Source organism: Arthrobacter sp. ok909, from assembly GCF_900104405.1.
Classification (GTDB): Bacteria; Actinomycetota; Actinomycetes; order Actinomycetales; family Micrococcaceae; genus Arthrobacter; species Arthrobacter humicola.
In genome coordinates this window covers 140,651-156,187 of record NZ_FNJS01000007.1, presented here as the reverse complement: position 1 = coordinate 156,187, position 15,537 = coordinate 140,651, and the positions used below count along the sequence as shown (strand labels likewise).

13 protein-coding genes are annotated in these 15,537 nt (G+C 64.7%); 4 read left to right on the top strand and 9 right to left on the bottom strand.

Annotated features, from left to right (window positions below):
• Window positions 1-85: 85 nt before the first annotated feature.
• Window positions 86-1,876, bottom strand: a complete 1,791-nt coding sequence (locus BLR03_RS08180; protein WP_091251534.1) for an NAD(P)/FAD-dependent oxidoreductase — start codon at window positions 1,874-1,876, stop codon at window positions 86-88.
• 210 nt (window positions 1,877-2,086) lie between these two features.
• Between BLR03_RS08180 and BLR03_RS08175 the strand changes: the two genes are divergently transcribed.
• Complete coding sequence (locus tag BLR03_RS08175; protein WP_368086955.1) at window positions 2,087-3,430, top strand: helix-turn-helix domain-containing protein; 1,344 nt, start codon at window positions 2,087-2,089, stop codon at window positions 3,428-3,430.
• A 19-nt stretch (window positions 3,431-3,449) separates the two neighbouring features.
• On the opposite strand, the gene BLR03_RS08170 is transcribed toward BLR03_RS08175, so the two are convergent.
• A complete protein-coding gene (locus tag BLR03_RS08170) occupies window positions 3,450-3,896 on the bottom strand; it encodes a PKD domain-containing protein (RefSeq protein WP_091251530.1) in 447 nt (148 codons plus the stop codon).
• Window positions 3,897-4,372: 476 nt separating this feature from the next.
• A complete protein-coding gene (locus BLR03_RS24875) occupies window positions 4,373-4,966 on the bottom strand; it encodes a DUF6318 family protein (RefSeq protein ID WP_254788285.1) in 594 nt (197 codons plus the stop codon).
• A gap of 327 nt (window positions 4,967-5,293) precedes the next feature.
• On the opposite strand from BLR03_RS24875, the gene BLR03_RS08160 reads away from it, so the two are divergent.
• The 3 genes from BLR03_RS08160 (at window position 5,294) to BLR03_RS08150 (ending at window position 6,845) form a co-directional block, all read left to right on the top strand.
• Window positions 5,294-5,728, top strand: a complete 435-nt coding sequence (locus tag BLR03_RS08160) for a pyridoxamine 5'-phosphate oxidase family protein (RefSeq protein ID WP_091251527.1) — start codon at window positions 5,294-5,296, stop codon at window positions 5,726-5,728.
• A 134-nt stretch (window positions 5,729-5,862) separates the two neighbouring features.
• A complete protein-coding gene (locus BLR03_RS08155) occupies window positions 5,863-6,297 on the top strand; it encodes a very short patch repair endonuclease (protein WP_091251526.1) in 435 nt (144 codons plus the stop codon).
• A 188-nt stretch (window positions 6,298-6,485) separates the two neighbouring features.
• Entirely contained in the window at window positions 6,486-6,845 is a 360-nt protein-coding gene (locus BLR03_RS08150; protein ID WP_091251525.1) for a hypothetical protein, read from the top strand.
• Window positions 6,846-6,858: 13 nt separating this feature from the next.
• Here BLR03_RS08150 and BLR03_RS08145 read toward each other — a convergent pair whose 3' ends face one another.
• The 6 genes from BLR03_RS08145 to BLR03_RS08120 form a co-directional block, all read right to left on the bottom strand.
• Window positions 6,859-8,136, bottom strand: a complete 1,278-nt coding sequence (locus tag BLR03_RS08145; protein ID WP_254788277.1) for an McrC family protein — start codon at window positions 8,134-8,136, stop codon at window positions 6,859-6,861.
• A 130-nt stretch (window positions 8,137-8,266) separates the two neighbouring features.
• The gene (locus BLR03_RS08140; RefSeq protein ID WP_091251523.1) at window positions 8,267-10,498 is read right to left on the bottom strand and encodes an McrB family protein; all 2,232 of its coding nucleotides are present in this window, start codon (window positions 10,496-10,498) and stop codon (window positions 8,267-8,269) included.
• A gap of 92 nt (window positions 10,499-10,590) precedes the next feature.
• Window positions 10,591-10,848 (bottom strand): hypothetical protein, encoded by a 258-nt coding sequence (locus BLR03_RS08135; RefSeq protein WP_175460457.1) that lies wholly within the window; start codon window positions 10,846-10,848, stop codon window positions 10,591-10,593.
• A gap of 110 nt (window positions 10,849-10,958) precedes the next feature.
• Window positions 10,959-11,390 (bottom strand): acyl-CoA thioesterase, encoded by a 432-nt coding sequence (locus tag BLR03_RS08130; RefSeq protein WP_091251521.1) that lies wholly within the window; start codon window positions 11,388-11,390, stop codon window positions 10,959-10,961.
• Window positions 11,391-11,479: 89 nt separating this feature from the next.
• On the bottom strand, window positions 11,480-13,570 hold the full coding sequence (locus tag BLR03_RS08125) for an ABC transporter ATP-binding protein (RefSeq protein ID WP_091251520.1): 2,091 nt from the start codon (window positions 13,568-13,570) through the stop codon (window positions 11,480-11,482).
• Window positions 13,567-15,300, bottom strand: a complete 1,734-nt coding sequence (locus tag BLR03_RS08120; RefSeq protein ID WP_091251518.1) for an ABC transporter ATP-binding protein — start codon at window positions 15,298-15,300, stop codon at window positions 13,567-13,569. Before BLR03_RS08120 ends, BLR03_RS08125 begins: the two co-directional genes overlap by 4 nt.
• Window positions 15,301-15,537: the final 237 nt, after the last annotated feature.

The window sequence follows — 15,537 nt, the reverse complement described above, 5'->3', positions numbered from 1 at the left end:
TGTCATTGGTCTCTCACAACGGAGCCTTAACCCCAGTCTGGTTGCCGCGGCTGTGATTGTCACGGCCTGTTCGGGTCAGTTCAATTCAGCGCGCGTGGTGTGTGGGCTGAAGCTCGAAGACCGGCGTCGGCAGTCCTTCCATCCTTGCCTTGAGCTGCAGCGCCAGGTAGTTGGAGTAATGCCGGCTCTGGTGCAGATTGCCGCCGTGGATCCACAGGTTCTCCACGTTCGTGGGCTTCCACATGTTGCGCAGTTCGCCCTCCCATGGCCCCGGGTCCTTCGGCGTCTCCGATCCGTAGCCCCAGCACTTACCGACGGCGTCGGCCACCTCGGGCGAGACCAGATCGGCCAGCCAGCCGTTCATGGAGCCATAGCCGGTGGCGTAAATGATGACGTCCGCGTCCAGTTCCGTGCCGTTGGCCATCACGACGGAATTCCCGGTGATCTTGCCGACCTCGCCGTTGGCCAGCCTGACCCGGCCGTCGATGATCAGCTGGGAGGCGCCGACGTCGATGTAGTAGCCGGAGCCGCGCCTGAGGTACTTCAGGAACAGTCCGGAGCCGTCAACACCGAAGTCCAGGTCAAAGCCGGCAGCCTCCAACTCGGAATAGAACTCGGCGTCGCGCTCGGCCATCTCCGCATACACCGGGATCTGAGCTTCGGGCAGGATCCGGTACGGCAACGAGGCAAACAGCAGATCGGCCTTCTCCGTGGTGACGCCGTTGGCGAGCGCCTGTTCGGAATACAGACCGCCGAGCGCCAGGTCCATGAGGGATTCGCTGCGGGCGATGTGCGTGGAGGACCGCTGGACCATGGTGACGTCCGCGCCGTGCTCCCAGAGGTCGGCGCAGATATCGTGCGCGGAATTATTGGAACCGATAACCACGGCTTTCTTCCCGGTCCAGTCTCCGCCGCCCGGGTGCTTGGACGAGTGGTATTGCTCGCCCAGGAAGGACTCGGCGCCGTCGAACGCGGGGACGCTGGGGTACCCCGAGACGCCCAGGGCGAAAACGAGCTGTTTCGGACGCAGGGTGACCGGTTCGCCGTCGCGCACCACCTCCACCACCCACTCCTGGGACGCTTCATCGAAGCGGGCGTTGGTGCACTCGGTCTTGGACCAGTAGTTCAGCTCCATGATCCGGGTGTAGTTCTCGAGCCAGTCGCCGATCTTGTCCTTCGCCGCGAAAACCGGCCAGTCGTCGGGGAACTTCATGTAGGGCAGGTGGTCGTACCAGACAGGGTCGTGCAGGTGCAGGGACTTGTAGCGGTTGCGCCACGAGTCACCCGCGCGCTCATTCTTTTCGATGATGATGGTGGGCACGCCGAGCCTGCGCAGCCTCGCACCCAGCCCGATCCCTCCCTGGCCGCCGCCGATAATCACGGTGTAGGGCTGGTCTTCGTAGCCGAGCCGCGCTTCTTGTTCTTCCTTCAGTTCCAACCAGGACTTGCGGCCCTTCGTGATCTGATGGGCCACCCCCTTCTCCCGGTTCGGCCCCTTCTTTTCCTCAAAGCCCTTGAGCTCCTGCATGGTGGTGAGCAGGGTCCAGCATTTGCCGTTGCGGAGACGCAGATGGGCGTAGCCGCGAGCCTGGGCGGTCTCGAAATTGACCCAGGCCTCGGCGTTCGCGGCGTCCCCGGTGGCGTCCTCGGCGAGGGCCCAGTTGATTGGCTGCACATCGCCAAGGGTCGCCTCCAGCATGCGGCGGATGTCCTCTTTACCCTCGAGGGTCTTGAGGTTCCAGGTGAAGGAGACGAAGTCGCGCCAGTACGAATCGTCGTCGAAAAGTTCCAGTGCGGCGTCCGTGTTGTGGCTGCGCAGTGCCTCATCGAACTGCGCCAGCCACGCCCCGACGACGCCGTTTGGTGTCTCAGGCATGATTCCTCTTTCCATTGCTAACAGTGGGTCGCTCCCGTTACGTGACCCCTAGACCACGCAGTGACCCGCATCACAAGTAAAAGTCGCCGGGGGTTACAATCGGGTTACACGGAGCTCTCAAGCTGTTGTCCGCCGCTCACAGCAGCCGACGGCGGCGGGGAAGCGGCGGGGAACCGGCCGGGTGCGACGATTCGAGGGCGAGTTGGGAGAATGAGCATGCGGCAGGGCAACGGCTCCATCACGCACCCCTCAGACCTCAGGTTTTCCGCGCCGGCGGAGTACGCCCGAACACTCCGGGCGGCGCACGAGGCCACGATTTCCGGCCATCCGGATCCGCACCTGCCGCCGTCGCTCATCAAGTCCTGGCAGCGGTCCCTGGCATTGGGCATCAATCCGGACCAGCACCGGCCGCCCCACCGGCATGAGGTCTCGGAGGCGCGCTCCCTGAGTGCCGGGCATCGGCTGGCTGCCGTCATGCCCGCGCTGTCGCAGTTGCTGGCCGATGAGACCGTGACCGGGCGCCATTTGCTGATCGTGACTGACCACGAGGGCGAAGTCCTTTGGCGCGTTGGCAGCAAACAGGCGTTGCGGCTCGCGGACTCCCTGGAGTTCGTCGAGGGCGCCGACTGGTCCGAGTCCGGCGTCGGCACCAACGCCATCAGCGAGGCGTTAGTGACAGGCGCCCCGGCGCAGCTCTTCTCGGCCGAGCACCTCGTGCGGACCCATCATGAATGGGCGTGCACCGCATCCCCCATTCGCGATCCTTTGACGGGCGAAATCGTCGGCGTCCTGGACGTCTCCGGCCCGTTCGAATCAGTCACGCCGGACAGCCTGCGGCTGGTCCGGTGTGGAGTGCGGCTCGCGGAGGAACTGCTGAAATCGGTTCCGGCTCCCGGCGACGGCGTCCGGCGTCCGGGGCAGCGGGCGCGGGCTGACGAGCGGATAATGCGCGACGGCGGCGCCCGGACACAACTGCTGCTGCGGCTACTGGGCGACTCGCCGTCGGCGGCGCTCGACGGCGGGACCGGACGCCCGTTGACGTTGCGCCGTGCCGAGATCCTGGCCCTGTTGGCCTCGCGCGACCAGGGCTGGAGTGCCGACGAACTGGCGTACGAGATCCATGGCGACGCGGGCACCGGCGCGGCGATCCGGACCGAGATGCACCGGATCCGCAGCATCCTGGGCGATGTCGTGGAAGCGAACCCCTACCGATTCTCGCCATCCGTCACCGTCGTGACGGATGCCTCCGTTGTGGCTGGCCGTCTGCGGGAGGGGCGGGTGGCCGAGGCCTTTGCGGCTTACCCGGCAAAACTGCTCACCCGTTCGACCAATTTGGCGCTCGGGTTTATGCGCGACGAGCTCAACCTGGCGGTGGGGGCATCCGTACGGTCCAGCGGTGATGCCCGGCTGATGCTGCAATGGTGCACAAGCGATATGGGATCCTCCGACACGGCGACGGCGGCGGCCGCGGCGGCATTGCTCGGACCGGGCGATCCCCGCTGCCAGCTGGTGAGCGCCCGGATGGACAGGGTAGACCGGGAGTTGCGAGCCTAGCCACGGGCTGTGGTGCGCGTCAGGGCGGCGGCGCGACGCCGGGGCAGCCTTGGCCCTGAGGGTTCTGCAGGCACGTGTCTGCGTAATTCCTGGTGATCGACCGCCAGACGCTGATGGTCTGCGGCGGCGAGCTGAATTGTCCTTGGCCGGGAATCGGCAGCGCCGGTCCTCCATTTACCGAGTAGGTACCTTGGAAATGCGTTGTCAGGACCACCGGGAAGTCGCCGGTCTGGGCGTAGACGTGGCTCGTCAGGGTCTTCTCGCCCCACCGGTCCTGCGGAAGCGGGCCGCCGGCCGCCGTTTGCGGACCAAGCGACGTGCCGTCGCCATAGTTCCAGGTGTACTCGACGGGTTTCGCCACAATCGAGACCCTCTGGCCCAGCATGTCGACACCAAAGGTTTGCTCGACGGCTTCCGCATAGAAATTTGTCTCGGCGCCTCGGAGAGTGTGTGGACTCGGCTGCATGACGGCATTTCCCGGGCTGACTGGCAGCTGCTGAAATTTAGTCTGGATCTGCGCCGCGATTCTGCCGAGTACATCGTCAGGATTCTCCGCATAGACACACCGATCGGGACGAATCGTTGACCATATCGGGGGAATGAAAACTTTCAGCGATGAATACCACCTTACGGGGCGCCCGTCAGTCCCTTGGTCACACCGCACTGCACCTGCCAGGCAAGCAATGTCGAAGTTGTTCTTTGTGGCGTCAAGACAGAGGTATTCAAATCGATAAATGTTCGGGTCTTCCGACAAAGCACCTGGCGCATCCACCCAAACACCCGAACCAGAGTCGAGGTGCCATGAAGACACGGTGGCGCCGGTTTGGTCCCAGCCCCCTTTCACGGGAGAGTCTGAGGAGTCGGCTCTGGCCTCAAGCGTTGTTGGCCCGGATAGAAGAATCAGAGCCGCAAGGACTGGAAGTGCTCTGCCGGCGATGGTGATCACCCGCCCTTTGCCAGGTGCTCAACGGTTACGGCTTTCCACGCTCCGCCGCCGTAGGATGCGATCATGATGTCGCCAGTTGCGGGGCCTGTCTCAGTCTTTTCGTCCAGCGTTTTGTCGCCGCGATAGTAGGACAGGGCGTCCTGATATACCTGAATCAGGACTTGGTACTCAGCCGGTCCTGTTTCAATGAAATTGGTTTGCACACCTTCCACAACCATTTTTCCACCGGCCAGCCACCTACCCTCGGAATGCCATCCTTGGACGACTTCCTTCACCCGTCCACAAGAGACGCATTTCGAACTCGACACCAATTCCAGCGGTTCGATGTCTCCGGTCTCGTATGCGTAGGAGAGCGTCGCGTACCAGTACCGGGCAAACGCCTCAAGCCCTTCCTTCGTCTCCGCCTTCGCTGCCTCGGGCAGTACTGGAACAGGGACGTTCTGGGCCCTCCCCGAGGCGTCGGCGGGTTTGTAAACGGCCGAGGACGTCGGAGTGGCACTCGGCGCGAAAGATGCGGCCGGGCTTTGGGACTCGGAAGGTGAGGAGTCGGGAGGTGGCGCTCCACCTCCGGTGCAGGCTGAGACCGACATCAGGGAGAGCGACACCGCGGCGACCGCGCAGGCGCGCCAGGAACCGGAAAACGAACTGCAAGATGTCATGGTCAGCTACTCCCCCGATAGAAATCAAGACGCGCGAAGCCAAGCAATTGCTTAAGGGTAACCGACGTCACATTTTGGGCAACAAAGTTATCCACAGGCGCCTGATTGACGAGGCTTTCGCCGCCCGGCGGTGTCACCCGAAGCGCAACCAACTCAGCCGTGCGGACTTGCCGGGACGCGGCTTTCGCCGCCCCGGACAGCGGGCCGTCAGTCCTTTTGCCCCTAGCAATCGTCGGCTCGTTTCAGAACAATGAACTCATGATGTTCGAACACGAAGACGGCAATCCCATCCTCAAACTGGATGACGAGCAAAGCTGGAAACTGATCGAGGGCACAAAACACGGCAGGCTCGTGGTCACGGTGGCCGGAGACCCCGACATCTTCCCTGTGAATTACGCGGTCAGCGGCCGGAAATTGTTCCTCCGCACCGCCCCGGGAAACAAACTGGCCGAGCTCACCATCAATTCGAAGGTGCTCTTCGAAACGGACGGCATTTTGTCCGAGGAAGCGTGGTCTGTGGTCCTGCGAGGCACTGCGCGCGTCCTTGACCAATCGGCCGATATCGCCGAAGCCGAGGCCCTCGGACTGAAACCCTGGGTTCCAACATTGAAGGACTTCTACGTAGAAATTACGCCGTCGTCGGTCAGTGGCCGACACTTCCAGTTCGGCGAACACCCTGAACGGGAGATCTAAGGCCCGACGTCGTCTCCCGGCCGCCGTTCGGCGTCCGGCATCGCCGTGGTCTCGGTGCCCATCGGCCATCGTCCGCCCGCTGACGCCAGGGACCTTCCCGGGACCTGCCCGCGGCGGCCGCCTAGACTTGAATGATGGCGGACAAGCTGACCCCCGAGCGGCGCAGCTGGAACATGTCCCACATCCGGGGCAAGAATACGAAGCCCGAACTGCTGGTCCGCAAGCTGCTGCACGCAAAGGGCTACCGGTACCGGCTGCACGGCAGCGCAGCCGGCGGAAAACTCCCGGGCAACCCGGACCTCGTCTTCGCCAGCCGGCATAAAGTCATCTTCGTCAACGGCTGCTTCTGGCATTTCCACGATTGCCGGGCGGGCCAGCACGCGCCCCAAGCCAATGCGGAATTTTGGGAAACTAAGCGCACGCGGACCCGGAACCGCGACGCCGAGCAACGGCTCCAGCTCGAACGCGATGGCTGGGAGGTGCTCACCGTCTGGGAATGCGAGCTAAAGAACCCATCGGCGCTGGAGCAACGCCTCGAGGCTTTCCTGCAGCCCACGCCGCCGGCATGAACCGGCATCGACGTCCGGCCTAAGCCGGCATCGGCCTCCACCTTGAATCAGCAAGAACCATGAGAAGTCCTGCGTGTCGCGCGGCCCAGCTTCCGGTTCAAGCAGCTGGTCTCCGCTACTATTCGAAATCGGGGACCTTAGGCACTATTCGGTCAGTACCACTACGTACTGCAAACACGGGAGAGCGCATGCCGCACTTGCTGATGTCCAACGACGAGCCCGACACGGCTGCTGCGCCGGCAGATTCCAGTCCCTCAGATTCCAGTCCCACAGATCCCAGTTCCACAGTCCTGCAGTTCCGTCCCCTCAGCCACTCCACACACCGTGCCGTCCGGCCCCGCCGGTTCCGCGGAGCGGACCCGGATCTTGAACCCTTGCGTCGGCAGTCGACTTCAATCATTAATGAAGTTCTCGCGTCCACCAACCCGGATGATGCTGAAGCGCAGGACAAGCTTCTGTGGCATGTCGCCAACAACCCGGGCCAGCCGGAAAAAGCGCTTCTGGACCACCTGCTGACCGTGGGCGTCCGGCAGGACGAATCCGCCTAACTCGCTGAGCAGTTTAGCTGGCTGACCTATCGATACTGGCCTGCCGGAGCACTTCGCCCCAGGACTGCTGGGCCAGATCTGCCACCGAGGCCAGAATTTCCGACGGCGGCAAGGACAGATCCAGCGGGAACTCGACGATGTCGATGTCGGTGTTGAGAATCCGGCGCAGCTTGATCTCCCCGGCGCCCGGGTAAATGATCCATGCCGTCGGCACCCGCAGTGATGTGCAGTAAGCCAGCATCCGGTAGTGGTCGCCCGAGAGCGATGCGCCGGCGTCGGCTGCTGCTTTGTACTTGGCGTCGTACACCATGACGGGCCGGCCGCCGAGGAAATGGACTGCCCCGGGCTGCACGACGATCCTGTCCGAGTCGCGGACGGCCTCGTTGAGCAGTGCGTTGTAGCGCAGCCGCATCTCGCCGGGGAAGGCAGCCATGGCTTCGCGCAGGGCCGTCCCGACAAAGTCCTCGAACACTTTTGCCATGTCCACCACGAACGACGCCGACTGCTGTTTGCCGTCGCCAGCCTCCGCCGAGGCGTTTCGCAGGATCAGCTCGGCGAGCCGGAGAGCCGCGTGATATCGGGTGTTCATCCGGCTGGGCCGCCACTGCGGCAGCGGCGCGCCGGACTGAAGGCGCGTCACGGCGTCGAGCTTTCCCTTCAGCTGGCGCAGCCGACTGAGGACTTCCGGCCGCACGCGCGGCACTTGGGACATCCGTTCCAGCGCGGCGCGCAGAATCCGGTTCTCCGCGATGTCCTCGGTGAATTCGTCGTAAGAGACTTCCAGCGGGACCAGCATTCCCGGCCGGCGGGATATCTGGTCCGAGATCCGGATCCGGCCCTTGACGGTCCGGAGGGATTCCTCCACCATCAGGTACCCCTGCAGCACGCCGCGGCTCAGCGCCCGGTCGGCAAGCTGTGCCAGGGATTCGGCCAGCGCGCTCCAGAGATCGGCGTGCTCCAGGGCGGCGACGGATTCGTCGCGGAACCCTTGATCCCCCGCGTATCCGAGCAGGAACAGGAGCCGGTTCAGACCGAGCCGTCCCTTCGGCCGTACCTCCAGCTGGACGGTGGGGGTGCGCACCGAGCCCACCTTGCCGACGGGTTCGATCCGGTACAGGCCCATGCCCATCGGCGAGGCTTTTGCCAGGCCGCTGGCATTGACGTAGGCCGCGGTGTCCGGATCAAGCCTCTCCACGACACCGGCGGAGAGCTCGTCAATGACAATGTGCCGCCCGGCCACCGCGGCGCCGCGCCCGGGCACGGCCTGCCCGGACGCTGACCGGGCCTGCATACCCCGTCCGGTCCCGCCCGCTCCGGACCCGCCCGGCCCGAGCGCGCCCGGCCCGGACGTACCCCGGTCCGCAGCGCTCCGGTCGGCCTTACTCCGGTCCAGCGCCACAGCGCCCCCGGACGGCGTCAGCCTAGACGTGCGCAAGGCGGCCGAGGAGTTGTTCCAGTCCAAACCGCTCCTCGAGCTGGGCGCGGTTGAGCTGGCCGTGATAGTGCTCTTCCAGCAGCGGCATGAGCTCGTACTTCCAGATCCGGCGGAGGCCCTTGGGCGTCTGCGCGGACTTCTTCATGAAGTAGGAGGGCCCGATCATCAGATCCCGGTCCCATTCATCGATGGCGTCGTTCAAGGCGTCCAGCAACAAGGCCGGCGTCGTGTCCAGGTCGCGGGCCTGCAGGAAACGCAAGAGTGAGCCCTTCACAGGCTCCGTCTTCGGATGGAGCTCGATGAACGAGAAGCGCCGCCGGATGGCCGCGTCCATCATCGCGATGGAACGGTCCGCGGTGTTCATGGTGCCGATGATGTAGAGGTTGTCCGGCAGCGTGAACGGCTCATTGGGGCTGTACTGGAGGTAGATCCGGTCATCCCGGTATTCGAGCAGGAAGTACAGCTCACCGAACACCTTGGCGAGGTTCGCCCGGTTCATCTCGTCGATGATCAGGAAGTACGGCTTGCTCTCGTTGCCGGGTTTGGCGGCCTCCTCGGCAAGCCGCCGCAGCGGACCGGCCACGAGCTTGAAGGAGACTTGGCCCTCATCCGTCTTGTCCGGGCGGAAGCCCTCGAAGAAGTCCTCATAGGCGTATGAGGGGTGGAACTGCACGAGCTTGACCCGCTCGTCCGTGGTGTCGCCGGCGAGCTCAGCGGCGAGATGCTTGGCGAGGTACGTCTTGCCGGTTCCCGGCGGACCGTAGAGCACGAGCTGCCGGTTCTCCTCGAGGAGTTCGGCGATTTCCTGCAGCGGCTCCAGGTCCATGTGCAGGGATGCGGCGAACTCCTCCGTCAGCGGGCGGAAACCTTCACAGACCGGTTCGACGGGGGCGTCCGGCTCGACGCCGTCGCCGGCCTCGGATTCGGCTTCTGCGGGCAGGAGCGCCTCAAGCGCCTGAATCACGCGGGTGATGTCCACGATGTTGCCGGACGTGGTCAGCTGCCGCTGCACGTGCCGGGGCAGGCCGGTGACGTCGTGTTCCTCATCGAACCAACGGACCTTGCGGCGGAGCTGGCGGTTGTCCTTGGCGTGCTCCGGCTCGCCGAGGACCACCCCGATCCGGACCTTGCCCGAGCTCTGGTAGAGCGCGAGATCGCCCGGCTTCATCACGGTCAGGAAGGCGAAGACGGCGGTCTTGGTGTCCTCCCGCTCCACGTAGCCGAGGTGCTTGTAGTCCTCGTCAACGGCGTTCTGGACCAGCCCGGCAGTCACGCCGGGGTCCAGCAGGCGGAGGTGTTCGACGTCGAGCGTCACCGCTTCCTCGCCCCGCCACTCCCCCAGCAGCTCGGCGTTGTCGTGGTGGGTGCGCAGCAGCCAGGCGCGACGACCCGGGTCGCCGACCTTCCGCCACTGGCTCACCAACTGGCGGGAGTACCAGTCGATCCGCTGCCCGGCCTGCTGGTCCAGGTGCAGGCGGATGCGGTGGATGTCCGCGGAAATTTCCTCGTCGCTGTCCCCCTTGGCGCCGCCGACGAGGGACGCGAAAGCGTCGCGGATTTCCTGCCGTTCGACGTCGGCCACGACAGGTTCGAAGTAGCTGGGCCAGACCAGGAACTCGATGCTGCGGCGGATGGCCGGCTGGTCATCCGGGGTCCCGGCGACCAGCCGGTGGAAGGCCAGCGGGTCCTTGACCGCGGCCTGGACGACGCCGGCCGGCCGCTGGGCGACGTGCCGCACGAAGCGGCAGAGCCACTTCAGGTGGTCCCAGATGGTCCAGTTGAATTCCGCGGTCCGGTCCCGGATCACGCCGTGGTCCGTCATGCCGGCGTAGAGCTCGTCGGGGAGCTCAAGCGGGGGCTCCAGCCAGGACGCGGCCTCGGCGACACGGGCCCGCTTGACCTTGAGTGACTTGACCTCGTGGGCCAGCGGCAGGGACTGGAGGAACAGGAGCTCCACCGCGAGTTGTTTCGCCCCGCGCGTGGCGTCTTCGAGGTTCTGCCGCAGGTTGGTCATCATCGGCGCCTTGGGGTCCGGAACGCCTCGTTCGAGACGTTCCAGCAACTCCGCGGCCGCCGGGACAGACCATGTCTTGGTGCGGCCGTCCAGGGCGGACGCCTTGCCGAGCAACCCCGGGCCCAGCACGAACCACGCCGCGTCTTCAATCTCCTTGGAGATACCGAGGGCACGGTGCAGGGCAGGCTTTTTGGTTGGGGTCATACGTTCAATTTACAGGCTTAAACTGAACGCGCGCATTTAACGCCGCCCTCCAGCTACCTGCCGGTAGATCCCGGGCGGGTGGTTCGCCGTGGCTATTTCGTGGCGGGAAGGCGCTTCACGCCGAAGGTGAAATAGCATCCCGGACCGATGAAGTTCACCAGGGTGGCAGCCCTCCACATCGCTTTGCTGCCGCGGATTTCCGCGGCAGGCCGACGCGAAATGTCGCGTTGGGCTGCAACGAGCAGCGTCAGTTGGATAACCGCGCCGACGATAGTTCCGATCTTCGCCCTCGGGGAGAGCTCCTTCCACGTCTTCTTGCGGGGGTGCCTCATGTGCATCTTCTGGTGCATGTCCTTGCCCATGTTCTTGTGCATTTTTTTGCCCATGTTCACAGCGACCACTGCTCCTTATGCGTCGGGATTGTTCATTGTAGGAGCCATGCCAAGAACGGGGGTAGGGGCTATTGGACCGGGTGGGCGCGGGTATAGGGGGCCAGCCGTTCCTTCTGCTCCGGCGTCAGCCGCAGGACCCGTCCGGTTGCCTCGTCCACGAAGGCCAGATGGCTCGTGGCCCGGACGCAGTCCTCCCGGGTCACCGGATCCTGCACCAGGTAGTGGATATCGAAACTGGCGCCCTTGACCGCGCCGACCCAGAGCTGGACGACGGCGGGCACGTTCCGGTACTCCAGGGTCCTGACGTACCGGATCTTGTGCTCCACCACGAGCGCCAGCGTCCCCTCCGGGATGTCGTTGAAAAGCGACACCAGAGGTTCGGTCCCGGGCAGCCCGGCTCCGCGCGGCGGCCCGAACCCGGCGATCCGTGCTTCCTCCAGGATCCGAACGATCTGGACGTTGTTGATGTGCCCGTACGCATCCATGTCGCTCCAGCGCATCGGCACCTCCACCTCCAGGCGCCTGGGCTCGGTAGCTGCCGCCTCCCCTGTTGCCGGGGCCGCCGTCTCCCCGGTGTGGCCTGCGGCGCTCAACTGTGCACCGCCGTCGCGTCCTCTGCCGTCTCTGCTGAGGCCGCGTCCGCGTCCTCCCCGGCGAATTGAGACATGTACAGGCGGTAGTACGCGCCCTGCAGTGCCAGCAGTTGGGTGTGCCGGCCCTGTTCGACGATCCGGCCGGCCTCCATAACCAGGATGGTGTCCGCGTCCCGGATGGTGGAGAGCCGGTGCGCGATCACGAAGCTGGTGCGCTCGGTGCGGAGCGCGGCCATGGCCTTCTGCACCAGGACTTCGGTGCGGGTGTCTACGGAGCTCGTGGCCTCGTCCAGGATGAGCAGCGACGGGTTCGCCACGAAGGCCCGGGCGATGGTGATCAGCTGTTTTTCGCCGGCGCTGACGTTGTTGCCTTCTTCGTCAATGACCGTGTTGTAGCCATCAGGCAGGGCGCGGACGAAGCGGTCCACGAAGGTGGCCTTGGCGGCCGCCATGATCTGGTCTTCGGTGGCGTCCAATTTGCCGTAACGGATGTTCTCGTAGATGGTCCCGCCGAACAGCCAGGCGTCCTGCAGCACCATGCCGACCTTGGCGCGCAGTTCCGACCGGCTCAGCCGGGTGATGTCCACCGCGTCCAGGGTAATGCTGCCGGCGTTCAGTTCGTAGAAGCGCATCACGAGATTGACCAGGGTGGTCTTGCCGGCCCCGGTCGGGCCCACGATTGCCACGGTGTGTCCGGGCTCGGCGGTGAAGGACAGGTCCTCGATCAGCGGCTTGTCCGGCGAGTAGCTGAAGGTGACGTGCTTGAACTCGACGTGGCCGTCGGTCTTGGCCGGGAGGTGCTCGGTGGCGGTCTCGGCGTCCTGTTCGTCGGCGTCGAGGAATTCAAAGACCCGCTCGGCGGACGCGACGCCGGACTGCAGCATGTTGGCCATGCCGGCCATCTGCCCCAGCGGCTGGGTGAATTCGCGCGAGTACTGGATGAACGCCGTGGCGTCGCCAAGGCTCATGCTGCCCGAAGCCACGCGCAGTCCGCCCACGACGGCGATCCCCACGTAGCTGAGGTAGGAGACGAACTGCATGACCGGCATGATCATGCCGGAGACGAACTGGGCGCCGAAGCTGGCGCGGTAGAGTTCCTCGTTCCGTTCGTCGAAGCGGGCCAGCATGTCGGCGTCGCGGCCGAACACGCGGACGAGGTCGTGGCCGGAGAAGGATTCCTCAATCTGGCCGTTGAGTTCCCCGGTGTTCTTCCATTGGGCGGCGAAGAGTTTCTGGCTGCGGGCGCCGATGATGCCGGCGGCGACCCCGGAGAGCGGCAGTGCGATGAGCGCGATGAGGGCCAGCTGCCAGGACACGATGAACATCATGATCACAATGCCGAGCACCGTCAGGGCCGAGTTCACGAGCTGCGCAAAGGCCTGCTGGAGCGCCTGCTGGATGTTGTCGACGTCGTTCGTGACGCGGGAGAGGACGTCGCCGCGCTGGCGGGTATCGAAGTAGTTCAGCGGCAGCTCGTTGAGTTTCTTCTCAGTGTCGTCACGGAGCTTGCGGACCACGCGCATGACCAGCACGTTCAGGACATAGCCCTGAAGCCACAAGAAGATGTTGGCGACGAAGTACATCACCAGCACCACGCTGATGAGGAACGCGAGCTTCTGGAAGTCGATGCCCGCGCCGGGCACCACATCCATTTTGGTCAGCATGTCGGCAAAGTTGTCCTGGCCCTGGGAGCGCAGTCCTTCGATGAACTGTTCCTTGGTGGCGCCGGCCGGGAGCTGCTTGCCGACCACGCCCGCAAAGATCACGTCCATAGCCTGACCGAGAATCCGCGGGGCGATGACGTTGAGGACGACGGCGACTGTCACCATCGCGAGAACCGCGATGATGCCGGCACGCTCGGGCTTCAGCAACCCCATGAGCCGTTTGGCCGAGGGCCAGAAGTGCTGGGCCTTCTTGGCCGGCACGGCGCCGAACATGCCGCCGTCGGCTTCGCCGGGAGTGAACTCCTCTTCGAGGAAATCATCGTCCAGCACGTCCGTTGCCGGCATCCCGGCCGCTGTCGAGTCCAGTGGTGTCCCGTCCGGAGCCTGGGCCGAGCCGGTGGAGACTTTCTCGTTGGTGCTCATGCCACTGCCTCCGCGCTCAACTGGGATTCGACGATTTCCTGGTAGGTGCTGGAGCTTTGCAACAGTTCCTCATGTGTTCCGCGGTCCACGATCCTGCCGTTATCCAGGACGAGGATCTGGTCCGCATCGGCGATGGTGGACACGCGCTGGCCGACGATGATCACCGTGGCGTCGGCCGTCTTGGCCTTGAGCGCGCGGCGGAGCCTGGCGTCGGTGGCGACGTCAAGGGCCGAGAACGAGTCGTCGAACAGGAAGACCTTGGGCTCGGTGACAAGGGCACGGGCGATGCAGAGCCTCTGCCGCTGCCCGCCGGAGACGTTGGTGCCGCCCTGGGAGATCCGGGAAGCAAGGCCGCCCTTCTTTTCGCGTACGAAATCCGCGGCCTGGGCGACCGTGAGGGCTTCCCACAGGTCCTGGTCCGTCGCCTCGGGCTTGCCGAAGCGCAGGTTGTGCTCAATGGTTCCGGAGAACAGGTAGGGCCGTTGCGGCACCATGGCCACGCGCTGGGTGATCTCGGCCCGGTCCAGTTCGGTGACGGGGACGCCGTCGAGCAGGACCTCGCCGGATTCGGCGTCGTAGAGCCGCGGCAGCAGGGCCAGCAGGCTCGTCTTTCCGGCGCCTGTGGAGCCGATGATGGCCACGGTCTGGCCGGGCTCGGCCGTGAAGCTGATGTTACTCAGCACGGGCGCTTCGGCGCCGGGGTAGGCGAAGGTCACGTTCCGGAATTCCACGCGCCCGGCCTTGGCGGCCGGCGCCACTGCGGTGAGGGGGTCGTGGATGGAGGGTTCGACGTCGAGCACTTCACCGATGCGGTCGGCGCAGACCGAGGCGCGGGGGATCATCATGGCCATGAACGTGCCCATCATGACGGCCATGAGGATCTGCAGGAGGTACTGCAGGAAGGCGGTCAGCGAGCCCACCTGCATCTCGCCGGCGTCGACGCGCTGGCCGCCGAACCACAGCACGGCTGCGGTGGAGATGTGCAGGATCATGCCGATGGCGGGGAACATGAGCACGAACAAGGAGCCGATCTTCAGCGAGACATCGGTGAGGTCCTTGTTGGCGGCGCCAAAGCGCTCGGCCTCGTGGGGTTCGCGCACGAACGCCCGGACCACGCGGATGCCGATGATCTGCTCGCGCAGGACCCCGTTGAGCCGGTCGATCTTGGCCTGCATGGAACGGAAGAGCGGCATGAGGCGGACCACGAGGTAGCCCACTACAACCACCAGCAGGGGCACCGAAACCCAGACGAGCCAGGACAGGTTGAGGTCCTCGCGCACGGCCATGAAGATGCCGCCGATGCACATAATGGGCGTGGCCACCATGAAGTTCAGCGTCATGAGCATGAGCATCTGGACCTGCTGCACATCGTTGGTGCCGCGCGTGATCAGCGTGGGGGCGCCGAAGAGGTTGACGTCGCGGGCCGAGAAGCTGCTGACCTTTCGGAAGACCCCGCGGCGGAGGTCCCGGCCGAACGCCATCGCCGCCTTCGAGCCGAAGTACACACCGGCGATCGCGGTGGCCACCTGGATCAGGGCGACGCCGAGCATAATGCCGCCGGTGCGCCAGATGTAGTCGGTGTCGCCGCGGGACACGCCCTCGTCGATGATCTGGGCGTTGAGGCTGGGCAAGTACAGAGCCGCGATGGTGGACGCCAGCTGGAAGATGATCACAGCCGCGATGTATGGCAGATACGGCTTGGAATAGCGCCGCATGAGGGTGACGAGCATGCCCACGAGTCCTTAGGAGTACCGAATGAGAGGGAGTCTGACGAATCAGAAGGCTGAACAGCGAAGACTGAACGCTGCGAGAACTGAAAATGAAGTGCGTTGAAGAGCTGATTGGAGACTATCTCTTGGGTCCGACAGCCACAGCCATCCAACTCTACGAAATCCCCCGCCCGGGTGGAACATGGGACACCAAATATCATCCAAACGGTGTACTTAGTGGCTGGTGGCCGTCCCGCG